This is a genomic window from Pseudomonas sp. ASL3, from assembly GCF_056680425.1.
Genome location: NZ_CM155281.1, coordinates 4,619,516 through 4,642,925, shown reverse-complemented (window position 1 = coordinate 4,642,925; position 23,410 = coordinate 4,619,516). Strand labels below are relative to the sequence as shown.

Genomic DNA, 23,410 nt, shown 5'->3' with positions numbered 1-23,410 from the left:
TTATCTGGACGGTCGATGGGTCCGAACCCTGTCACTGCCCAAGAATTCGCAAGAAACCAGTTCCCCAAGAGCCACAAAGAAGGTAGGAAACCGTGAACCCGGTAATCAAGAAATTTCAGTTCGGTCAATCGACCGTCACCCTCGAGACAGGCCGTATCGCCCGTCAAGCTTCCGGCGCAGTATTGGTCACCGTTGACGACGATGTCAGCGTATTAGTGACTGTGGTCGGTGCCAAGCAAGCTGACGCAGGTAAAGGCTTCTTCCCACTTTCCGTTCACTACCAGGAAAAAACCTACGCTGCGGGCAAGATCCCCGGTGGTTTCTTCAAGCGTGAAGGCCGTCCTTCCGAAAAAGAAACCCTGACTTCGCGTCTGATCGACCGTCCGATCCGTCCGTTGTTTCCAGAAGGTTTCATGAACGAAGTGCAGGTTGTCTGCACCGTTCTGTCCACCAGCAAAAAGACTGATCCAGACGTCGCTGCCATGATCGGTACTTCGGCTGCATTGGCGATCTCCGGTATTCCTTTCGACGGCCCTATCGGTGCCGCGCGCGTTGCTTTCCACGAAAGCACCGGCTACCTGTTGAACCCGACTTACGAACAACTCAAGGCTTCGAGCCTGGACATGGTTGTTGCCGGTACTTCGGAAGCCGTATTGATGGTTGAATCGGAAGCCAAAGAGCTGACCGAAGACCAGATGTTGGGCGCTGTTCTGTTCGCTCACGACGAATTCCAGGTTGTGATCCAGGCTATCAAAGAGCTGGCCGCCGAAACCGCCAAGCCTACTTGGGACTGGCAGCCAAAGGCTGAAGCCACCGCTCTGCTGGGTGCTATCCGCTCCGAGTTCGGCGACGCGATTTCCCAGGCTTACACCATCACCGTCAAGCACGAGCGTTATGCCCGTCTGGGTGAATTGCGCGACCAGATCGTTGCCAAGCTGTCCGGTGAAGAAGGCCAGCCGTCTTCGTCCGAAGTCAAAGCTGCTTTCGGCGAAATCGAATACCGCACCGTGCGCGAGAACATCGTCAACGGCAAGCCGCGTATCGATGGCCGTGACACCCGTACCGTACGTCCTCTGAACATCGAAGTCGGTGTTCTGCCGAAGACTCACGGTTCGGCGCTGTTCACCCGTGGCGAGACTCAGGCTCTGGTTGTAGCTACCCTGGGTACCGCGCGTGACGCACAACTGCTCGACACCCTTGAAGGCGAACGCAAAGACCCGTTCATGCTGCACTACAACTTCCCTCCGTTCTCGGTAGGTGAGTGTGGTCGCATGGGTGGCGCTGGTCGTCGCGAAATCGGTCACGGCCGTCTGGCTCGTCGCAGCGTACAGGCCATGCTGCCTGCTGCTGACGTGTTCCCGTACACCATCCGTGTCGTATCGGAAATCACCGAGTCCAACGGCTCCAGCTCCATGGCTTCGGTCTGCGGCGCTTCCCTGGCTCTGATGGACGCTGGTGTTCCGATGAAGGCGCCAGTTGCCGGTATCGCCATGGGTCTGGTTAAAGAAGGCGAGAAGTTCGCCATCCTGACCGACATCCTCGGTGACGAAGATCACCTGGGCGACATGGACTTCAAAGTAGCCGGTACCGCCAAAGGTGTTACCGCGCTGCAGATGGACATCAAGATCAAAGGCATCACCGAAGAAATCATGGAAATCGCTCTGGGCCAAGCCCTGGAAGCGCGCCTGAACATCCTCGGTCAGATGAACAAGATCATTGGCCAGTCGCGTACCGAGCTGTCGGAAAACGCTCCGACCATGATCGCGATGAAAATCGACACCGACAAAATCCGTGATGTCATCGGTAAAGGCGGCGCGACCATCCGTGCGATCTGTGAAGAGACCAAGGCTTCGATCGATATCGAAGACGACGGCACGATCAAGATCTTCGGCGAAACCAAGGAAGCGGCTGAAGCAGCACGTCAGCGCGTTCTGGGTATCACCGCTGAAGCAGAGATCGGCAAGATCTATGTCGGTAAGGTTGAGCGCATCGTCGACTTCGGCGCATTCGTCAACATCCTGCCTGGCAAAGACGGCCTGGTTCACATCTCCATGCTGAGCGATGCACGCGTTGAGAAAGTGACCGACGTTCTGCAAGAAGGTCAGGAAGTTGAAGTTCTGGTATTGGACGTGGACAACCGCGGCCGTATCAAGCTGTCGATCAAAGACGTCGCAGCAGCAAAAGCATCCGGCGTGTAATTCGCCCGATTGCTGAACGCGGAATGAAAGGACCCTTCGGGGTCCTTTTTTATGAGTGCTTTTAAGGGTTTATGCGTTCAGCCAATAATTTAGCTGCGCAAAACATGCATCTTGCATGTGGTGGACAGGGTCGAACGTGCAATCTGCACGAAGCGCAATAGTTCATTAATATCTAACTAATTGTTTTATAAGAATTTTATTGTGTAGCGGCGATTGGCACAGCACTTGCGATATCACCTGTAACCCTGCCGCCATGACACCGGCGCAGATTTTGAGAAAAACAGGAGTGACCCGTATGAATATGAATAAGTTCGCTATTGCCGCTGCTACTGCCACTGCACTGACGTTCACCATGGCCAACGCGGCATTCGCTCAACAATCCACTCAAGCGCCGATGGTTGTTGCTGCTGGCGAAATGACTCAAGTCGAAGGCGCCACCTCTGATACCTGGATCACCAGCAAGGTCAAAGCCGATCTGCTCACTGAAAAAGGCATCCCTGCCACCAAGATCAAGGTAGAAACCAACAAAGGCGTGGTTTCCCTGTCTTCGACCGTCGCTGTGACCGCTGCCCAGAAAAAAATGGCAGTCGATATCGCCACGAAAATCAAAGGCGTTAAAGCAGTTTCGGCCGATGGCCTGAGGTCTGAGTAACGCTTGACCCACGCGCTATGAGTGTTGATAAGCACCCAGCTGGGCACTACGGAAGGTTTCGGCTGACTCATTGAAGGTTCATGCGAAAGACCATAAGGATGTGGTCATTACAGGCCCCCGGCGTTTGAGTCGGGGGCCTGTTCTATTGTGGACACAGGTTTTATTTGAGGAGGTGGGGCGAGGCGCCGCGGTTACTTGCCGCGCTTGCTGTCGATCCCAATCAGACGGCCGCCTTCGAAACGCAGGTATTGATACATGCCGTTATTGGGTCCGTAGATCCACTCGTCGATCTGCACTTCTTCGCGTCTGTTAGCGCTGCGTTTGTAGCCGATAAGGTTTCGAGCTATTGGCTCACCGCATTTCTGCTGCACCTCAAACTCCCGATCACCCACGCTGATCAATTGACTGCCGCAACGCAAGGTGTCGGCCTGCACCTGGCTCGTCAGGCAAGCCAATACCAGTACTACCAAGCCACTCGTTCGCATGGATTATTCACTGTCCAGATGCAGTGGACTGACGACACGGCCATCAGCTTCAGCCTGACCCAGGCTGGCATCGATGAAATACACCCGATCATCAGTCAGGTGGCCTTTGTCGACCAGATAATCCTTGATGCTACTGGCGCGCGCCTGGCCCAGTTGGCGCAGCAACGGCTCGTTGGAGCTCCAGGATTTGATCACCTCTGCACGCATCTTCGCGGCCCGTTCTTCCTTACTCAGATTGGCCCATTCGGCCGGCGGTTGTTGTTTCAGGCGGTCGCGATAGATGCCTTCGAGCATCGGATTTTTTTCGGTTTCCGGTACTTGCAGCAGTGAAGCCTGTGCAGGGACTTTGTCGCCACGGCGCTGCAGAATCTTGTAGTAAGTGCTCTGGTATTCACGATCCAGGCGCTGCTGGGCAATCAATCCCCCGTCACTGCTTTCGGCGGCGGTGCCTTCGATCTCCAGACGTAACGCCGGACGCGCCTTGAGGGCGGCTGAGAGCTTGTCAAGGGAGGATTGGGCGTTACTGCTCAAGTCACTCGAGCCTGGGGCGAACGCCACGCTGCCGAGGTCCTGGGCGTCGCCGCCGCTGATCAAACCACCGATGAATTTGAAGGGCGCTTCAGCCGCGCGCAACACCAAATTGCGGAGCGTCTGCCAGATAATCGGCATCACACTGAATTGCGGGCTGTTCAAGTCGCCGGATACCGGCAGTTCGATGGAAATCTTGCCATCGGTGTCCTTGAGCAAGGCAACGGCCAGACGAATCGGCAAATCGACTGCATTCGGGCTGTCGACTTTTTCACCCAGTTGCAGTTGCTCGATCACCACTTTGTTTTCAGCCTTGAGCTGGCCCTTGGTGATCAGGTAATGCAGATCGAGATTGAGGCGCCCTTTGCGAATGCGAAAGCCTGCAAACTTACCGGAGTAGGGCGTCAGTGTGGTCAGCTCGACGCGTTTGAAGCTGGTGGCGATGTCGAGGCTGGCCAGCGGGTCGAAGGGGTTAAGGCTGCCCTTGATGGTCACCGGTGCATAACGATCGACCTTGCCGTTGATATCGACCGTCGCAGGTTTTGGTTGACGGTTGTCGAGGGTGCCGATTTTGCCGTTGAGCTGCTGAATCGCGGTGGAGAAGTGGGGCGTGAGGCTGAGGTCGGCGAAGTTGGCTGAGCCGTCATTGATATCCACTTCACCGATGCGAATTCCCATCGGTTTTCCACCGTTTGCAGAGGCCTTGCCAGCCGCCGGTTTAGTCGTTGGCTTACTGCTGTCGGCAGATTGCGGAATCAACAGGTCATCGATGTTGGTGGTGCGGTCATCGTTGATGATGAAACGGGCGTACGGCTTTTGCAGATTGACCTTGGCAATCGTCAGGCTGTTGCCGTGCTCGTAGTCCAGCCCTTCGAGTACCAACTGCTGCCACTTGAGGAAGTCGCGCTGCTTGAGGGTGTCGAGGGTATCCAGTTGGTCGACCTGCGCCTTGCCGGTGACGCTGAACGCCAGCGGCTCGGTACTTTTCAGGTTGACCGCCAGATCGCTGCCCAGCATGCCGCTGCGCATTTCAAGGCGGATAAACGGGCTGATATAAGACTGGGCCAGGCGCAGGTCGATGTCTTTGGTGGTGACCTGCAATTTGGCGCTGACCGGGCTTAGATTGACGTCGCCGGCGGCTGTGATATGCCCTTGTTTGCCCAGCCCGGTGTCGAGCTTGAGGCTGAAAGGTGACTGGTTGAGGCTGTCGAAATTCTGCAGATCCAGGTTCAGCGGGCCGATGTCCAGTTTCACCGGCTCCTCGGGTACCCGGTCAGCCAGATGGACCTGATAATCACGCAACTGCACATCACTCAGCAGCACCTGCCACGGTTTACTTGGGGCGATGGGTTGTTGGGCGACTTCAGGCGCATTGCCTGCCGCGGCCGCCGGCGCTTTGATGGCAGCGGCGGGGACCGGTTTTTTCGGCTGGCTGGCGAAGAGCTTCTGCCAGTCAAGCTGGCCATCCGCTTCACGCGCAGCCCAGGTTTCCAGTTTGGTGCTACGGATCTTGCCCACGGTCACCCGTTGTTTGGCCATATCGACCGAGGTCTCGCTCACGTCCAGGCGTTCGAGGCGGACCAGCGGTCGACCATCCGGGGCATTGATCGAGAGGGGCGCAACGCTCAACGACGTATTGGTCAGTTGCAGTTCTGTTCCGTTGGTCAGACTGAACTGGTAGTCGGTGCTTAAGTTCAGAACGCCGTCTTGCAGTACCAACGGCAGTGCATCGCGTACGTAGGGCCACCAGACCTTCATCTTGCCGTCAGTGACTTTGATCTTGCCTACGGAGGCGATGGGAACCAGGCTGATCCGCCCGACCCAATCGAGCTGGCCACCTTCAGGGCCCACCGCGATAAGGGTCATGTCGGCATTGTCTTGGGGCAGGGTGCTGAGGTTTTTCAGTTCGAAATTGAGCTCGTTATAAAGAAACTCGATCGGCTCACTGGGGCGTAGGTCCTGGAAATGGACATACCCGTCGGCCAGTTTGATCTGATCGATACGCAGCGGGAACGGCTTGCTGGGCGGCACATCCTTGGCGGGCTCGCTGGGCGGCAGCTTGAACAACTGCGCCAGGTTCAGCGCGCCGTCCTTGCTGAACAGCAGCTCGGTCTTGGGTTTGTCCAACTCCACAGCGGCCAGATGCAGGGCGCCGGTCCACAGGCTGTCAATCTGCAGCTTGGTGTACAACCGCTCGAAGCCGACCTGTTCTTGACCCGGCGTGCCGATGTTCAGGCCCCACAAGGTGACTTCCAGGCTGTAGGGGTTGAGCTCCAGGCGATCAAGCTTTGCCGGGACCGTGGAGTAGTTGGCCAGTTGTTGATTGACGATACGCAATGCGATGCCGGGCAGAATCAAGAACCCCAGCAAGCTATAAAGTGCGATGACGGTCAGCAAGGCGCCAATAGCGCGTTTCAATCCTTTGGGCATGTGAGGCGTCGTCTCTCTATTGGAGGTGCTTGGAGTATGGCACGCGAATCTAGTTCAGAAAAAATAGCCTCAATACGTGTGGGAGATTTCCTTGGTTGTGAGGGGCTTCAGAGTTGCAAAATCAGCGTTTTGAGTGGTGGTTGTTGATCCTGGGACGGGAAGTCGCTCCCCGGCGTCAGTACCTGCCAGTCGCGCACCGGGCGCCCGGCCTTGGTGGCGCAGCGCAGTACCTGTTCGCGCCAATCATCCATGCTGACCTTCGCCAGATTGTTGCAGCAGATCAGCACGCCGTCGGGGGCGGTGGCGAGCACGGCAGGCTTGAGCAGACTCTGATAGTCGCGCAGCAAATCGACGGTGCCGAATGCACTTTTCGCCCAAGCGGGTGGATCAAGGAACACCAGATCGTATTGCCGTTGTTCCAGGCGCACGTAATCCGGCAGTTTATTCCCGCGACGTGGGGCGATGGGCAGGCCTGCCAGTTGACGGATTGCCGGGAAGTAATCGGATTGCACAAACTTCATGGGCTTCAATTGAGGGTTGAGGAGGCCATTCTCGCGACCGACCGCCAGATTGCCTTCGGCAAAGTCCAGGTTGCACACTTCCCGCGCGCCACCCGCCGCTGCGCTTAAGCCAACCCCACAGGTATAGGAGAACAGGTTCAGCACGCTTTTGCCGGCGCTGTGTTGTTTTATCCAGCCGCGGGTGTTGCGCAAGTCGAGAAACAGCAGCGGATCCTGCCCGGCATGACGCCCGCGTACCCGGTAGTTCAAGCCCCACTCATGGCCGATCAGATCGTCCAGAGCGGCCTCTTCGGCTTTGTATACCGAGTCGTTACGGTCTATGCGCGAGTTGCCTTGAGAGCGGTCGTTGTAGACCAGCAGCGTATCGAGCCCCAGACGAGCATTGACGGCGGCGTGCAGCTCCAGCAACACCTCGCGTTCCAGTGCGTGATGGAAGCTTTGCACCAGTAATTGCGGGCCGTAACGGTCGATGGTCAGGCCGCTGGCGCCTTCCTGGCTGCCATGGAACAGCCGATAGCAATCCGTACCTTGCTGATGCAGCTCGGCGAGCAGTTGCTGACGGTTATCGAGGGCGACGCTTAGCGCCTGATTCAAGGAAGACATGCACAGCGCCTTGGGTTGGAAATGGGCGCGGCAGTTTATCAGTTAAGTGAAAGTGCTTCCCGAGCGATCATAGGTAACGCGCAGTTCAGTTGTAGGAGCTGCCGAAGGCTGCGATCGACCGGGAACCGGTCGCGATCTTTAAATCATTGAAGGTCGTTCCGACCTTATCGCAGCCTTCGGCAGCTCCTACAGGTGTGAATGTTGCAAGTTTGTGATCAGCGCGAAATAGCCAACGCCACACCCTGACCACCACCAATGCACAAGGTCGCCAGGCCTTTTTTCGCATCGCGCTTGATCATCTCGTGCAGCAGGGTCACCAGTATGCGGCAACCTGAGGCGCCAATCGGGTGGCCAAGGGCGATGGCGCCGCCGTTGACGTTGACTTTGCTGGCATCCCAACCCAATTCCTTACCTACCGACAACGCTTGAGCGGCAAAGGCTTCGTTGGCTTCGATCAGGTCGAGTTGCTCCAGCGACCAGCCGGCTTTGGCCAGGCAGCGGCGAGTAGCGCTGACCGGACCAATGCCCATGATCGCCGGGTCGACACCGGCGTTGGCGTAAGCGGCGATGCGTGCGAGAACCGGCAGCCCGAGCTTCTGGGCTTTGGCTGCGCTCATCAGGATCACGGCGGCGGCGCCGTCATTGAGCGACGAAGCGTTGCCAGCGGTGACCGTACCGTCCTTCTTGAACGCAGGTTTGAGTTTGCTCAGGGATTCGGCGGTGGTGCCGGCACGCGGTTGTTCGTCAGTGGCGAACGACAGTGGATCACCTTTGCGTTGCGGGATCAGGATCGGGGTGATTTCGTCGACAAAACGCCCGGCTTCAATGGCCGCAACGGCTTTCTGTTGCGACGCGGCGGCGAAAGTATCTTGTGCTTCGCGGGTGATGCCGTATTTATCCACCAGATTTTCGGCAGTGATGCCCATGTGGTAGTCGTTGAACGCATCCCACAGGCCGTCGCTGATCATGGTGTCGATCAGGGTGCTGTGGCCCATGCGCAGGCCGGTACGTGCGCCGGGCATGACGTAATTGGACAGGCTCATGTTTTCCTGGCCGCCAGCGATGATGACTTCCGCGTCACCGCAACGAATCGCTTGAGTCGCCAAATGCAGTGCCTTCAAGCCCGAGCCGCAGACCTTGTTCAGGGTCATTGCCGGGACTGCGTATGGCAGGCCAGCCTTGATCGCGGCTTGACGGGCAGGGTTCTGCCCGGCTCCAGCGGTCAGCACCTGGCCCATGATCACTTCATCGACTTCGGTGACATCCAGGCCGGTCTGAGCCAGCAATTGGCGAATGACCGCAGCACCAAGATCGACTGCGGAAATATTCGCCAGGGCACCCTGGAATGTACCGACAGCGGTACGGGTGGCGGCAACGATAACGACGTCTTGCATGGCGAAGGTCCTCACTATTATTGGGTTTTGCGGCGGGCCACATTCAGTTGGCCCAATTCGCTGCGGCAGTGGCTATGACAAAGGGGCACATGTTGTCACACATAGCGGCACGGGTTCCAACTGCGAACCGACCAGGCGCATTTTTGTCACGACAGGCCCATCCGTCGGTGGGCGCGCTGGGCTGAGCCGTCGCGCACCGCCCAGCGCAACAATGGCGTGCTGCGTTTGATACCGGCGCGAATCAATGTGCGTTGCAGCGGGCTCTGATACACCTCGAACAGGTCGCAGGCCCAGCTGGGCAACAGGTCGATACCGGCCTTCATCATCAACGCACCGAACGGTTTGGCCAGCCGACTCGGGGCGGGGGCATTCAGTAATAAGCGCAGCACTTCGCGGCTGCGTTCATCGCAGATCAGCTGCGGGCGCATCCGTTCGAGGTAATCACTGATCGCTTGCCGCGAGCGCGGCACATCACGGGCACCGAGCCGTTCGGCGATGGTGGCGACTTCCGCGTAATACGCATCCTGCGCCGCCCCCGACAAACCTGGATTGCGATAACGCAGATGGGCCGCCAGAAAGCTGCTGACCTCGGCCACATGCACCCATGTCAGCAAGTCCGGGTCACTGGCGGCATAGGGCCGCCCATCGGGTGCGGTGCCGGTCACTTGCAGGTGGATGGTGCGCACCTTTTCGATCAACCAGTTGGCGTCCCGGGTCGAGCCGAAGGTGGTGCCGGAAATAAACTGTCCGGTACGACGCAGGCGCCCGAGCATGTCCTGACGAAAGGTCGAATGATCCCAAACCCCGGCCAGTGCCAACGGGTGCAACGCCTGCAGCATCAGCGCGCTGATACCTCCGATCAGCATGCTGCCGAAGTCGGCATGCACTTGCCAGCAGATGGCCTGTGGACCGAACAGGCCGGGATCGCCTTTGGGGTTCTCCAGGTCCAGCTGACCCAAAGACAGCCCGGTCAGGCTCATGACTTGGGTTTCGATACGGCTACGAATGAATTCCATGGGCTCTCACGTTCGGGTCGGGCGCAGGGATGGCTGCGCCCGGTGCTTTTAACGGTTCAGACGCTTATCGATCAGGCCCTCGACCACGCTCGGGTCTGCCAGGGTCGAAGTATCGCCCAGGCTGTCCAGTTCATTGCAGGCAATCTTGCGCAAAATCCGCCGCATGATCTTGCCTGAGCGGGTTTTTGGCAGCGCGGGCGCCCATTGGATCAATTCAGGTTTGGCGAAGCTGCCGATTTCCTTGGTGACGTGAGCCAGGAGTTCCTTCTTCAAGGCTTCATCCGGCTCTACGCCATTCATGGGTGTGACGAATGCATAAATGCCCATGCCTTTGACGTCATGGGGGTAACCGACCACCGCCGCTTCGGCGATGCTATCGTGCAGCACCAGCGCGCTTTCAACTTCAGCGGTACCGATACGGTGCCCGGAAACGTTAAGTACGTCGTCCACACGGCCAGTGATCCAGTAGTCGCCATCTTCGTCGCGGCGGGCACCGTCGCCGGTGAAGTAGTAGCCAGGGTAGGGCTTGAAATAGGTGTCGACCATGCGCTGCTGATCGCCATACACGCTGCGGATCTGCCCCGGCCAGCTGGCCTTGATCGCCAGAATGCCGCTGCCGGCACCGCTGATTTCCTTACCATGTTCGTCCAGCAACACCGGCTGTACGCCGAACAACGGACGCGTCGCGCAGCCTGGCTTGAGATGGCTGGCGCTGACCAGTGGGGAGAGCATGATGCCGCCGGTTTCGGTCTGCCACCAGGTATCGACAATGGGGCAGCGCTCCTTGCCGACTTGATGGAAATACCATTCCCAGGCTTCAGGGTTGATCGGCTCGCCGACGCTGCCGAGCAGGCGCAGACTGTCGCGTGACGTGCTTTGTAGCGGCCCCGGTCCCTCACGCATCAGAGCGCGCAAGGCGGTGGGCGCGGTGTAGAAAATGTTGACCTGATGCTTGTCGATCACCTGCCAGAAGCGCGAAGCATCCGGGTAGTTCGGTACGCCCTCGAAGATCAACGTAGTCGCGCCATTCGCCAACGGGCCGTAGACGATATAACTGTGACCGGTGACCCAGCCGACATCGGCGGTGCACCAGAAAATTTCGCCATCGCGGTAATCGAACACGTGCTTGAAGGTCATCGCCGCTTGAAGCAGATAACCGCCTGTGGTGTGCAACACGCCTTTAGGTTTGCCAGTGCTGCCTGAGGTGTAGAGGATGAACAGCGGGTCTTCAGCGTCCATCGGTTCGGGAGGGCAGTCAGCACTCATGCCACGCACGGCCTCGTGGTACCACATATCGCGGCCTTCGACCCATTCGATATCGCCCTGAGTGCGTTCCACCACCAGTACGGTGTTGACGTCCGGGCAACTTTGCAGCGCCTTGTCGACGTTCTGTTTGAGCGCGATATATTTGCCGCCGCGCACCCCTTCATTGGCAGTGATCACGGTGCGGCAGTCGGCATCGAGAATGCGATCACGCAGCGCATCCGGCGAGAAACCACCAAACACCACCGAGTGCACGGCACCGATCCGGGTGCAGGCGAGCATCGCGTAGGCAGCCTCGGGGATCATCGGCATATAGATGCAGACCCGATCACCTTTTTTCACGCCGCGACTCTTCAATACGTTAGCCAGGCGGGCGACGTTGTTATGCAGTTTTTTGTAGGTGATCTCGGCGGATTCGGATGGGTTGTCACCTTCCCAGAGGATCGCGACCTGATCGCCTCGGTCTTTCAGGTGGCGATCGATGCAGTTGTAGCTGACATTCAATTCGCCGCCCTTGAACCAGCTGGCTTGCCCGGTGCTCAGGTCTGCTTGCTGCACCTGCTGCCAGGGTTTTGACCAGTCCAGAAAGGCCTTGGCCTGCTCGGCCCAGAAAGTGTCAGGTTGCTCCACCGATTGCTGATACATGCGCTGATAGTCGGCGGGGCTTAATTGCGCAGCTTTGCGCACGGCGTCGGCTATGGGGAAGCGGCTGATATCGAACATGAACGGGTCCTTATTCTTGTTGATGCAACAAGTCATAAGGGTGCGCTTTGGTGGTGATGGGTTCAAGTGTGCAAAACCCGCCACCTCTTGCAAGGGGGCGGGTCTGGAGATGCAGCTAAAGACCAATCAGCCGCGGTGACGACCACGGAAATAATTGATCAGGCCCTGAGTGGACGCATCGTCGGCAGGCTCTTCAATGCCGCCTGTGAGGCGCTGGTAGACGCCCTTGCCCAGTTCCTTGCCCAGCTCCACGCCCCATTGGTCGAAGGCGTTGATGCCCCAGATGACGCTCTGGACGAAGACCTTGTGCTCATACATGGCCACCAGCGCGCCAAGACGGCGTGGGCTGATGCGTTCGACCACCAGGGTGTTGCTCGGGCGGTTGCCAGGAATGACCTTGTGCGGCGCGAGTTTCTGGATGTCTTCTTCGGCCATGCCCTTGTCGCGCAGTTCGGCTTCGGCTTCGGCGCGGGTCTTGCCGAGCATCAGCGCCTGGCTTTGCGACAGGCAGTTGGCGTACAGCCACTGGTGGTGGTCGGCTACCGGGTTGAAGCTGACGATCGGCACGATGAAGTCAGCCGGAATCAGCTGGGTGCCTTGGTGTAGCAGCTGGTGGTAAGCGTGCTGACCGTTGCAACCCACGCCGCCCCAGATGACCGGGCCGGTGTCGGTGGAGACCGGCGAACCGTCCTGGCGCACGCTCTTGCCGTTGGATTCCATGTCCAGTTGCTGCAAGTGCTTGGTGATGTTGCGCAGGTAGTGGTCGTACGGCAGGATCGCGTGGCTTTGCGCGCCCCAGAAGTTGCCATACCAGACGCCGAGCAGGGCCAGCAGCACGGGCATGTTCTGTTCGAACGGTGCGCTCTGGAAGTGCTGGTCCATGGTGTAGGCACCGGACAGCAGTTCCTTGAAGTTGGACATGCCGATGGCCAAGGCAATTGGCAGGCCAATGGCCGACCACAGCGAGTAACGACCGCCGACCCAGTCCCACATCGGGAAGATGTTTTCTTCGCGGATCCCGAAGGCCACCGCTGCAGCGTTGTTGCTGGAAACAGCGATGAAGTGGCGATACAGCTCGGCTTCCGAACCACCCTGCGCCAGGTACCAGCTGCGGGCGGCTTGAGCGTTCTTCAGGGTTTCCAGGGTATTGAAGGACTTCGAGGACACAATGAACAGTGTGGTTTCCGCGCGGATTTTCGCCGACAGCTCATGGAACTCACTGCCATCGATGTTGGCCAGGTAGTGGCAGCGCACGCCTTTCTGCGCGTAGGACAACAGCGCTTCGGACACCAGCTCAGGGCCAAGGAAGGAGCCACCGATACCGATATTCACCACGTCGGTGATCGGCTTCTCGGTGTAGCCGCGCCACAAGCCATCGTGAATGCGCCCGACCAACTCGGTGATCTGATTGAGCACCTTGTGCACTTCAGGCATCACGTTGACGCCATTGACCGACAGCTTGTCGCCCACCGGACGGCGCAGCGCCGTATGCAAGGCAGGGCGACCTTCGGAGGCGTTCACCAGTTCGCCGGAGAACAATGCCTTGATCGCGTCCTTCAGGCCTGCTTCGTTCGCCAGATTTACCAGCAAATTACGGGTTTCAGGGGTGATCAGGTTTTTTGAGTAGTCGAGGAACAGCCCGCAACTGCTGAGGGTGAATTGATTGAATCGCTGCGGATCTGCATTGAACGCTTCGCGCATGCTGAAATCCTGCATGGCTTCGCGGTGTTGGTTCAGCGCCTGCCAGGCGGGCAGAGTGGTCACGTCGAGAGGGGTGCGGTAGTACGCCATCGCTGCGGGTTTCCTTGTACTTGAACTGCCTTTTGAGGCACTAAAAAAGCCCGGACGGTGCATGAACAGTCAAAGCTTGATCATTCAGCGTAGTCAGGGAGCCGAACACTAACCCCAGTCTGCTCGCCTGTCTGCGCCTTGTTTGACCTTTGCTCGGTACTATTTCACACATCGGTGGCCGGGCTTTCCAGTGGGTCGATATCTTTTGCTTGTTCCGGGAACGTTCAGGCTACCTGTACCGGTATGGCATTGCTGGTGTGGCTAAGTTCATTGCCAGCGGCCATGTACAGCATGCTCGGCTTGAAATTGAGCAACTCCGCTTCGCTGTAATGAGCATAAGCGCAGATGATAACGCGATCACCGACTTTCGCTTTATGCGCCGCAGCGCCGTTGACCGAGATCATCCGCGACCCTTCTTCGCCACGAATGGCGTAGGTGGTAAAACGCTCGCCATTGTCGACGTTGTAAATCTGGATTTGTTCGTATTCACGAATCCCGGCAAGGTCCAGCCATTCGCCGTCGATGGCGCAAGAGCCTTCGTAGTCGAGTACAGCGTGGGTAACCTCGGCACGGTGCAGCTTGGCCTTGAGCATGATTGCGTGCATTTTTTTATTCCTTGGTCAGGTGCAGATTGTCGATCAATCGGGTTGAGCCCTGATAGGCCGCCGCCAGAATTACCAGGTCGTGATCCTCCGCTGTGGCTGGGCGCAGGGTGGTTGCATCGCGGACTTCCAGATAGTCGGGGCGAAACCCCGCCGCCTTGATCTGTACCAGACCGTCGGCGAGCAAGCGGCTGAAATCGCGCTCGCCGTTGTGAATCGCTTCGGCGATCTGGGTAATCGCACGGTATAGCGCGGGAGCCGCAGCACGTTGCTCGTCGCTGAGGTAGCTGTTGCGCGATGACAGCGCCAGACCATCAGCGGCGCGTACGGTCGGTTCGCCGATGATCTGGATCGGCATGTTCAGGTCACGAACCAGCGCGCGAATCACCGCCAGTTGCTGGTAATCCTTCTGGCCGAAAATCGCCAGGTCCGGCTGGACAATATTGAACAACTTGCTGACCACCGTGGCCACGCCTTCGAAATGACCGGGGCGACTGGCGCCGCACAGCCCTTCAGACAAGTGCGGAACACTGACCCGGGTCTGGTCGTCCATGCCATGGGGGTACATTTCATCGACCGAAGGCGCGAACAACAGATGGCAGCCGGCCTGGAGCAATTTTTCCTGATCGGCGGGCAGTGTTCTCGGGTAGGTCGCCAGGTCTTCGTTCGGGCCGAATTGCAGCGGGTTGACGAAAATGCTTGCCACCACGAAGTCGGTGCGTTGGGCGGCTTTGACCACCAACGCAGAGTGCCCGCTGTGCAGGTTGCCCATGGTCGGCACCAGGCCGATACGTTTGCCTTCACTGCGTGCCCGGGCGACGGCGGCGCGTAATTCGCGTACGGTTTTTACTGTGTTCATGACGAGAATCCGTGTTCGGTTGCCGGGAAGCTCACATCTTTGACTGCGGCGACATAGGCCTGCAATGCCGACTGGATATCAGGCTGGCCGATCATGAAGTTTTTCACGAACTTGGGCACTCGGCCGCTGATGGATAGGCCGAGCATGTCATGCAACACCAGCACCTGACCGTCGGTCGCACTGCCGGCGCCGATCCCGATCACCGGGATTTTTACCGCATGGGTAATTTCCTGAGCCAGTTCGCTCGGTACGCATTCGAGCAGGATCATGGCTGCCCCCGCCTGTTCCAGCGCAATGGCGTCGGCACGCATCTGACGCGCTTGAGCCTCTTGACGGCCCTGCACTTTATAACCACCGAGGATGTTCACCGATTGTGGCGTCAGCCCCATGTGTGCACACACCGGGATGCCCCGCTCGGCCAGCAGCCGGATCGACTCGGCCAGCCAGGCAGCGCCTTCGACCTTGATCATATGCGCACCGGCTTGCATCAATTGCGCGCTGTTGGCAAAGGTCTGTTCGAGGGTCGCATAGGCCATGAAAGGCAGGTCGGCGAGAATCAAGGCCCCCTGATTGCCGCGTTTGACGCAGGCTACGTGGTAAGCCATCTCGGCGTTGGTGACTGGCAGGGTGCTGTCATGACCCTGCAGGACCATGCCCAGAGAGTCACCGACCAGAAGAACTTCGACACCGGCCTGGCTGGCTGCGTGAGCAAAGGTCGCGTCATAGCAGGTCAGCATGGTGATTTTTTCACCTTTCTGCTTGAGACTCTGCAGGGTCGTCAGGGTTGTGTCTGGCATTGAAAAGGTCCTCGTTCACAGGCTGTGCGAGCAACGCGTGATCATCTGAAAAAACAGGCACACCGTCTTAGGCGGTGTTATCCATGGCCTGATTTGCGCCCTTTGTGCCCGGTAGGGTACAGCGGGACGCCTATCTTCGTGAGGAGGGGGCGTGAAGTCAATTACGGGTGTTACCGTTCTGTGTACCTGTTACCTGAGGGGACTGATTTATTTTTTGCGCTCTTTGAAAAATCAATCTGTCCCCGGCCTGGCCAGCGGGGACAGATTGATTTTCGATGAAGCGCTGAAAATAAATCAGTCCCCTCCCTGCTCCCACAGTATTAGAGGCGTTCAAGGCCGATGAAGGGGCAATCTGCCAGCAACTGGCTGAGGGAACGACCATCGGCCAGTTGCAACTGTGGCGCAAGTTCGGCCAGGGGGTACAGGACAAACGGACGAGCGTGCAGGTGATAGTGCGGCACCTTCAGTCGTGGCTCATCAATCAGGCGGTCGCCGAACAGCAGGATGTCCAGGTCAAGCGTGCGTGGACCCCAGCGCTCGTGCCGTTCGCGGCCTTGACCGAGTTCGATGGCTTGCAACGCATCGAGCAGGGTCAAAGGCTCAAGTTCGCTGTTCAGCAGGGCGACCGCGTTGGTAAAGCGCGGCTGGCCAGGAAGCAGCGAATCGCTGGCATAAAACGAAGACACGCCCATCAGTTCGGATTGTGCCAATTGCGCCAAGGCTTTGAGGGCGTTGCGCAGTTGCTCGGCCGGGTCAGCCAGATTGCTTCCCAGACCGATATAGATACGTTCCATGATCAGGCGCGGCCTCTATCAATCACCAGAGGCGCTCGGTGCATCGGCGGCACTGCGTTTGCGTTTGCTGCCAGCGCTGCGACGGCGTTTGCGCGGTGCGGCGCCGGTACCATCAGGCTTGTTACCCAAGTCGCGAATCATGTTGCGCCGTTCGCTGTCGTTGCCTTCCTGGTAGTCGGTCCACCAATCGCCCAGGCCTTCGGTCTCCTCGCCAGCGGTTTCGCGCAGCAGCAGGAAGTCGTAGCCGGCACGAAAGCGCGGGTTGTCGAGCAACAGATCGGCACGCTTGCCGGAGCGACGTGGCAGACGTTCCTGCATATCCCAGATTTCGCGGATCGGCATGGTGAAGCGCTTTGGAATGGCAATGCGCTGGCATTGTTCGGCGATCAGTTCGTGTGCCGCTTCCTGCATGGCCGGGATCGGTGGCATGCCGCGCTCCAGCAGGCGGATCACTTTGGCCGGCAGTGCAGGCCAAAGCAATGCAGCGAACAGGAAAGCTGGTGTGACCGGCTTGTTCTGGGAAATGCGCAGGTCGGTATTGGCCAGTGCTTCGCTGATCAGCGTGTGGGTGTATGTCGGGTTCAATTCCAGAGACTTGGCGCTGGCCGGGAACAGCGGCTCGAACAGTTCGAGATCGACCAGCATTTCGAAGGTGGATTCGGCATAACCGGACAGGAACAGCTTCAGCACTTCTTCGAACAGGCGCGCGGAAGGGATGTCCCGCAGCATCGGCGCTAACTGCCGGATCGGCGTGGCACTGTGTTTTTCAATGCCGAAATCCAGCTTGGCCGCGAAACGCACGGCGCGCAGCATCCGCACCGGATCTTCTTTATAGCGCTGCTCTGGATCGCCAATCAGCCGGATCAAGCGATTGCGAATGTCGTGTACGCCGTTGGCGTAATCGAGAATGCGCTCGCTGACCGGATCGTAATACAGCGCGTTGATGGTGAAGTCGCGGCGTTGGGCGTCTTCTTCAAGGGTGCCGTAAACGTTGTCGCGCAGGATGCGTCCGCTTTCATTGCGAGAAGACTGGTTGCTGTCCTCTTCTTCATCATCTTGCGGGTGGTTGGCGCGAAAGGTCGCGACCTCAATGATTTCCCGACCGAAATGGACGTGAACCAGTTTGAAGCGCCGGCCGATGACGCGGGCATTACGGAATTCGGCGCGCACCTGCTCTGGCGTAGCGCTGGTGGCGACGTCGAAGTCCTTGGGCGTGATGTGCAGCATCAGGTCGCGCACGCAGCCGCCGACCAGATAGGCCTGATAGCCGGCGTTCTGCAGACGCTCGACAATACTGACAGCGTAGCGACTGAACTGGCTGCGTTGCAGCGAATGCTGGCCGCTGTTGAGCACTTCAGGCGTACTGCGTATGTGTTGCGTTTGTTGCGGCCGACGCAGTGGGGAACGGAATGACTGGAACAGCTTCTTCAGCATGGGATGCACTGTTTGAAGGAATATTCGGCCAAAAAAGAAGAATGACCGCATGATGGGCGGGGATTCTAGCATTTAGTCGAGGGATGGTGTAGGAAGCTGCGCACAGGGCTGTATGAGAGGTCGAAGCGTAAGGGGGAGGGACTGACAGAAGCTACTGGGGGAGCCGAAGCTCCCCCAAAGTGTTCGCGCTTTATTTTTATTATTGAGTCGGGCTTTTTGTTTTTGTTAAGTGCCCCATCCACAGGGCTTTTTGCCTGTGAAACCTCCCAATCGGGAGTCAAGAGCAAACGGATTGCTTTGGTCGCTGCGTTGCAATGATCATTCGATCCAACCAGTTCAGGCTCTACCTTAAGGTAGCTTTTTATTATTCTCGGCCTGGTTGTGGGGCAAGCCCCAAATACAACTCCTCTCCAAAAGAATCAGTTAGCTGCGCCTCCGCCGTGTTGTTTTTATTGTGCGTGAGTCGATTCGTCTTATTTTTATTGTCTGTTGCATTGCTTGTTATTGTTCTTGTACAAGACATATAGCAGGACCTGTGCCAACTTTTTAAATCCCTTTAAAACCGGGGGCTGTCGGGGAGTGGCAGTTTTTTGCAGGCATAAAAAAGCCGGGGTTTCGTTACCTTAAACCCCGGCTTTTGTTACGCGATACGTGTGAGGTAACAGTTGTTTGGAAGGCAGGAGCGCCGCGGGCCAGAGCCTCGCGCGCGCCTGGTGGTCTCAGCTTTCGCTGGCAACACTGGTTTTGCGCCGCGGGATGCCCAGGCGCTGACGGCGTTCCCACAGACATTTACGACTGACCCCAAGTTTGCGGGCCAATTCGGTTTCGGTCATGTGGTCCTGATGCTCGAGAACGAAGTGCTGGAAGTAGTCCTCCAGTGACAGGTCTTCAGTGGGCTCGTGGCTGGTAGAGCTGGAAGCGTTCTGCTGCGGGGCCAGGCCGATGAAATCGTCATCATCCAGATCGCTCAGCTCGATATCGATGCCCAGCAGTTCCGCGGAAATTTCCGGGCTCTCACACAGGATCACGGCGCGCTCGACCGCGTTTTCCAGTTCTCGAACGTTCCCTGGCCAAGTGTAATGACGAATGGCCTGCTCGGCATCGGGAGCGAATTTGAGGTCAGTGCGACCCACTTTCGCGCTTTGCCGGGCCAGAAACGAGTGGGCGATTTCATTGACGTCGGGACCCCGTTCGCGCAGAGCCGGTAATTTCAGCGCGATAACGTGCAGACGGTAGTACAAGTCCTCACGGAACTGCCCGATCTTGGCCAGACTCTTGAGATCGCGGTGAGTCGCAGCGATCAGACGCACATCGACCTTTTGCGATTGCACCGAACCGACGCGGCGGATCTCGCCTTCCTGGAGCACGCGCAGCAAACGCGCCTGCGCTTCGAGCGGCAACTCACCGATCTCATCGAGGAACAGGGTGCCGCCGTCAGCCGCTTCGACCAGGCCGGCACGACCCGCGCTGGCACCGGTGAATGCGCCTTTCTCGTGGCCGAACAGCTCGGACTCGATCAGCGATTCCGGGATCGCGGCACAGTTCACCGAAATCATCGGTGCCTTGGCCCGCTTGGATAGATTGTGCAGTGCTCGGGCGACCAGCTCTTTGCCGGTGCCGGACTCGCCCTGGATCAGTACGTTGGAATCGGTCGGCGCGACTTTGCGGATCTTGACGTACAGATCCTGCATCGGCGGGCACGAGCCAATAATGCCGATTTCGCCGTTGCTGTTATCAATCACGCCCTTGTCATTGCCGGCAGGTTTGGACGCCCCTGCACTGAGTTCGGCTTGCAGGCTTTGAATCGATTGCCGGTCACGCAGAATGCGCGCGACGGCCTGGAGCATTTCGTCGTGGTCAAAGGGTTTGGCGATGTAGTCCACCGCGCCCATTTTCATCGAGTCCACGGCTGAACGCAGGCTGGCATAGCTGGTCATGATCAAGACAGGTTTGCCCTGACCCAGTTTGATCAGCTCGGTACCGGGCGCGCCAGGCAGGCGCAGGTCACTGACTATTAAATCAAATGAGGGGATGCTGAAACGTTCCTGTGCCTCCTGCACTGAACCTGCTTCGCTGACCTGGTACTGATTTCGTTCCAGCAGGCGGCGCAGGGCCGAACGGATAATTGTTTCGTCTTCGACGATCAGAATGTGCGGCATTGATTCGATACTCTCGACGGTCTCAGTTCACAGCGGACGTCGCTTCGACATGACGCGGTAGTGTTACCCGGATACGGGTACCGCGTTGGTGCTCGGGGTCGGCCGGGCTGTCGATGGTGATTTGTCCATAATGCTCTTCAACGATGGAATAGACCAGTGCGAGGCCCAGTCCGGTACCTTCCCCCGGATCCTTGGTCGTGAAGAATGGTTCGAACAATCTGTCCATGATTGCTTTGGGGATCCCACTGCCTTCGTCTTCTACGATCAGATCGACAGTGTGTTCGGATACTTCGCTTTTGACCCGTACCGCGCTGCCTGCGGGGGAGGCGTCACGGGCGTTGGTGAGCAGGTTTATCAAGACTTGCGCCAACCTTTGCGGGTCGCCATCGACCCAGTGCTCGGGGTTGCACAGGTTGAAGAACTGCACCTCGTAATTGCGCCGATTCAGCGCCAACAGACCGATGGCATCCTGGGCCACTTCGGCCAGACAAACCGCTTCGTCGGAATGTTGATGACTGCCGGCATGGGCGAAGCTCATCAGTGATTGCACAATGCGCGAAACACGTTTGGTCTGCTCGAGGATCTGGCTGCTGATTTCGGTCAGTTCGCCGTCGTCCTCGCGCTCTTCGCGCAGGTTCTGCGCCAGGCAGGCGATGCCGGTGATCGGGTTGCCGATTTCGTGGGCGACGCCGGCCGCCAGACGGCCAATGCTGGCCAGGCGCTCGGAGTGCACCAGTTTGTCTTCGAGCATTTGGGTGTCAGTCAAATCTTCGACCAGCAATACCAGACCGCTGTTGCCGGGGGCGAGCGGTTCGTCGATGGCGGCTTTGTGCAGGTTCAGCCAGCGCGTCTGACCGTCGAGCCCCAGGCGTTGTTTGTGCAAGTGTTCGTCGGGTAGGTCGATAAAACCCTGCAGCAATTCCTTCCACGGATCGGCGATGGTTTCCAGCCGGGAACCGACCACTCGCTGAGCGGCGATACCGGTCAACTCCTCCATGGCCTTGTTCCACATCAGGATCTCCTGATCCTTGGCCAGTGAGCACACGCCCATGGGCAGCTCTTGCAAGGTCTGGCGGTGATAGCGGCGCAAGGCGTCGAGTTCAGCGGCAAGGCCGGTCAACCGTGAGTGGTAATCCTCAAGACGACTTTCGATGAAGTGAATGTCTTCGGTCACGTAGTTTTCGCTGCCGGATTTATACGGCAGAAAGGTTTCGACCATGTCCTGGGCGACGCTGGGGCCCATCAGCCCTGACAGGTTGGCTTCGATCCGGTCACGCAGGCGGCGCAGGGCATAAGGTCGTCGCTCATCGAAGGGCAGATAAAGATCACGCAGCGCTTGTTCGACTTCTTTTTGTGCGGCTTTGGCGCCCAAGGGTTTGGCCAACTGTGTGGCGAACTCCTGGGGCGAGGCCGCGTGCAATTCGCGCCGTTGCGGGCGACGCACGTTGTCGACGGCGCAGGCTTCAGCGGCGCTGGCCTCTTCCGGGCTGGCATTGCTGAACAGCGAAATCAGGGTGAACATCAGGACGTTGGCGGCCAGCGAGGCGATGGCCGCCATGTGCCAACTGGTGTCGTCGAGCACGTAAATCATGTTCAGCAGCGGGATATAAATGCCCTGCAGATTGCCGATCAACGGCAAGAGCATGCTCACCACCCACACGCAGATCCCGGCCAGCAACCCGGCGATAAAACCGCGACGGTTGGCGGCCGGCCAATACAGGACCGCCAGTACGCCTGGCAAGAACTGCAAGGTGGCGACGAAGGCGACGATACCCAGATTCACCAGATCCTGTTGCTTGCCGAGCAACAGGTAGAACCCGTAGCCAGCCATGATGATCGCGACGATCAGGGCGCGACGGGTCCACTTCAGCCAGCGGTAGATATTACCTTCAGCGGGTGGCTGATACAGCGGTAACACCAGATGGTTGAGTGCCATCCCGGACAGTGCGAGGGTGGTAACGATGATCAGTCCGCTGGCCGCCGATAACCCGCCCACATATGCCAGCAGCGCCAGCGCTTTGTTGTTGGCGGCAATGCCGATGCCCAGGGTGAAGTATTCAGGGCTGGTGGTGGCGCCGAGTTTAAGACCGGCCCACAGAATCAGTGGCACGGCCAGGCTCATCAACAGCAGGAACAGCGGCAACCCCCAACTGGCGCTGACCAACGAGCGCGGGTTGAGGTTTTCGGTGAAGGTCATGTGGTACATGTGCGGCATGACAATCGCCGAGGCGAAGAACACCAGCAACAGCGTGCGCCAAGGGCCTTCTTGCAGCGGCGTGTGCAGGGCAGCCAGGGCGGTCTGATTTTGCAGCAGCCACTGTTCAAGCTGCTGCGGGCCGTCGAACACACCGTACAACGCATACACGCCAACGCCGCCCATCGCGATCAGCTTGATCACAGATTCGAAGGCTATCGCGAACACCAGCCCCTCATGCTTCTCCCGCGTCGCGATATGCCGCGAACCGAAGAAAATGGTGAACAGCGTGATCAAGGCGCAAAAAGCCAGAGCGACGCGATTCTGGATCGGCTCGCGGGTCAGGATACCGATGGAGTCGGCCACCGCCTGAATCTGCAACGCCAATAACGGCAGCACGCCGACCAGCATGAAAATGGTGGTCAACGCACCGGCCCAGGTGCTGCGAAAGCGAAAGGCGAACAAGTCGGCCAGGGATGACAGCTGGTACGTGCGGGTGATCTTGAGAATCGGGTACAGCAACACTGGCGCCAGCAGAAAGGCTCCAGACACGCCGAGATAACTGGAAAGAAAACCGTAGCCGTACTGATAGGCCAGACCGACCGTGCCATAAAAAGCCCAGGCGCTGGCATACACCCCGAGCGACAAGGTGTAGGTCAGTGGGTGACGAATGATCCAGCGCGGGATCAGGCCACGCTCACTGATCCAGGCGACACCGAACAGCACCAGCAAATAGGCGGCACTGATCAAGATCATCTGGGTCAGGCTAAAGCTCATCGGCATCTCGTTGACTCTGCAGGATAAAGGTCACGACGATCAGAATCAGCCAGAGCAAATACGGGCGATACCACGCGCCTGTCGGTTCAATCCACCAGTCCATGATGGCTGGGGAAAAAAGGTATATCCCTACCACCAGGAGCAGGACCAATCGATAGATATACATGCTGGCCTCACTAAAAAGGTGCGG

16 protein-coding genes are annotated in these 23,410 nt (G+C 58.3%); 2 read left to right on the top strand and 14 right to left on the bottom strand.

What is annotated here, in order from left to right:
* Positions 1 to 92 precede the first annotated feature (92 nt).
* Both pnp and AC1MEE_RS21530 read left to right on the top strand, forming a co-directional pair.
* Complete coding sequence (gene pnp / locus AC1MEE_RS21535) at positions 93 to 2,198, top strand: polyribonucleotide nucleotidyltransferase (RefSeq protein WP_480411573.1); 2,106 nt, start codon at positions 93 to 95, stop codon at positions 2,196 to 2,198.
* Positions 2,199 to 2,499: 301 nt separating this feature from the next.
* Entirely contained in the window at positions 2,500 to 2,850 is a 351-nt protein-coding gene (locus AC1MEE_RS21530; RefSeq protein WP_480416293.1) for a BON domain-containing protein, read from the top strand.
* Positions 2,851 to 3,041: 191 nt separating this feature from the next.
* Here the strand turns inward: AC1MEE_RS21530 and AC1MEE_RS21525 are convergent, their stop codons facing one another.
* The 14 genes from AC1MEE_RS21525 to AC1MEE_RS21460 all read right to left on the bottom strand — a co-directional run bounded on the left by AC1MEE_RS21525 (position 3,042) and on the right by AC1MEE_RS21460 (position 23,226).
* Positions 3,042 to 3,335: a DUF2845 domain-containing protein gene (locus AC1MEE_RS21525; protein ID WP_480411572.1), complete on the bottom strand. Its 294-nt coding sequence runs from the start codon at positions 3,333 to 3,335 to the stop codon at positions 3,042 to 3,044.
* Positions 3,336 to 3,338: 3 nt separating this feature from the next.
* Positions 3,339 to 6,293: a DUF748 domain-containing protein gene (locus AC1MEE_RS21520; RefSeq protein WP_480411571.1), complete on the bottom strand. Its 2,955-nt coding sequence runs from the start codon at positions 6,291 to 6,293 to the stop codon at positions 3,339 to 3,341.
* Positions 6,294 to 6,400: 107 nt separating this feature from the next.
* On the bottom strand, positions 6,401 to 7,417 hold the full coding sequence (locus tag AC1MEE_RS21515; RefSeq protein WP_480411570.1) for a class I SAM-dependent rRNA methyltransferase: 1,017 nt from the start codon (positions 7,415 to 7,417) through the stop codon (positions 6,401 to 6,403).
* 215 nt (positions 7,418 to 7,632) lie between these two features.
* Positions 7,633 to 8,811 (bottom strand): acetyl-CoA C-acetyltransferase, encoded by a 1,179-nt coding sequence (locus AC1MEE_RS21510; RefSeq protein ID WP_480411569.1) that lies wholly within the window; start codon positions 8,809 to 8,811, stop codon positions 7,633 to 7,635.
* A 146-nt stretch (positions 8,812 to 8,957) separates the two neighbouring features.
* A complete protein-coding gene (locus AC1MEE_RS21505) occupies positions 8,958 to 9,827 on the bottom strand; it encodes an oxygenase MpaB family protein (protein WP_480411568.1) in 870 nt (289 codons plus the stop codon).
* A gap of 48 nt (positions 9,828 to 9,875) precedes the next feature.
* Complete coding sequence (gene acs / locus AC1MEE_RS21500; RefSeq protein ID WP_480411567.1) at positions 9,876 to 11,813, bottom strand: acetate--CoA ligase; 1,938 nt, start codon at positions 11,811 to 11,813, stop codon at positions 9,876 to 9,878.
* A 126-nt stretch (positions 11,814 to 11,939) separates the two neighbouring features.
* Entirely contained in the window at positions 11,940 to 13,604 is a 1,665-nt protein-coding gene (gene pgi, locus AC1MEE_RS21495) for a glucose-6-phosphate isomerase (RefSeq protein ID WP_480411566.1), read from the bottom strand.
* Between the two features lie 224 nt (positions 13,605 to 13,828).
* Positions 13,829 to 14,209: an aspartate 1-decarboxylase gene (gene panD / locus AC1MEE_RS21490; RefSeq protein WP_480411565.1), complete on the bottom strand. Its 381-nt coding sequence runs from the start codon at positions 14,207 to 14,209 to the stop codon at positions 13,829 to 13,831.
* Between the two features lie 4 nt (positions 14,210 to 14,213).
* The gene (panC, locus tag AC1MEE_RS21485) at positions 14,214 to 15,065 is read right to left on the bottom strand and encodes a pantoate--beta-alanine ligase (RefSeq protein ID WP_480411564.1); all 852 of its coding nucleotides are present in this window, start codon (positions 15,063 to 15,065) and stop codon (positions 14,214 to 14,216) included.
* Positions 15,062 to 15,862 (bottom strand): 3-methyl-2-oxobutanoate hydroxymethyltransferase, encoded by an 801-nt coding sequence (gene panB, locus AC1MEE_RS21480; protein ID WP_480411563.1) that lies wholly within the window; start codon positions 15,860 to 15,862, stop codon positions 15,062 to 15,064. The genes panC and panB overlap by 4 nt, the downstream gene beginning before the upstream one ends.
* 320 nt (positions 15,863 to 16,182) lie before the next feature.
* Positions 16,183 to 16,656, bottom strand: a complete 474-nt coding sequence (gene folK, locus AC1MEE_RS21475; protein WP_480411562.1) for a 2-amino-4-hydroxy-6-hydroxymethyldihydropteridine diphosphokinase — start codon at positions 16,654 to 16,656, stop codon at positions 16,183 to 16,185.
* An 18-nt stretch (positions 16,657 to 16,674) separates the two neighbouring features.
* A complete protein-coding gene (locus AC1MEE_RS21470) occupies positions 16,675 to 18,090 on the bottom strand; it encodes a polynucleotide adenylyltransferase PcnB (protein ID WP_480411561.1) in 1,416 nt (471 codons plus the stop codon).
* Positions 18,091 to 18,809: 719 nt separating this feature from the next.
* On the bottom strand, positions 18,810 to 20,249 hold the full coding sequence (locus tag AC1MEE_RS21465; RefSeq protein WP_480411560.1) for a sigma-54-dependent transcriptional regulator: 1,440 nt from the start codon (positions 20,247 to 20,249) through the stop codon (positions 18,810 to 18,812).
* Between the two features lie 22 nt (positions 20,250 to 20,271).
* Positions 20,272 to 23,226 carry a sensor histidine kinase gene (locus AC1MEE_RS21460; RefSeq protein WP_480411559.1) on the bottom strand — a complete coding sequence of 985 codons (2,955 nt, stop codon included), beginning with the start codon at positions 23,224 to 23,226 and terminating at the stop codon, positions 20,272 to 20,274.
* Between the last annotated feature and the right edge of the window lie 184 nt (positions 23,227 to 23,410).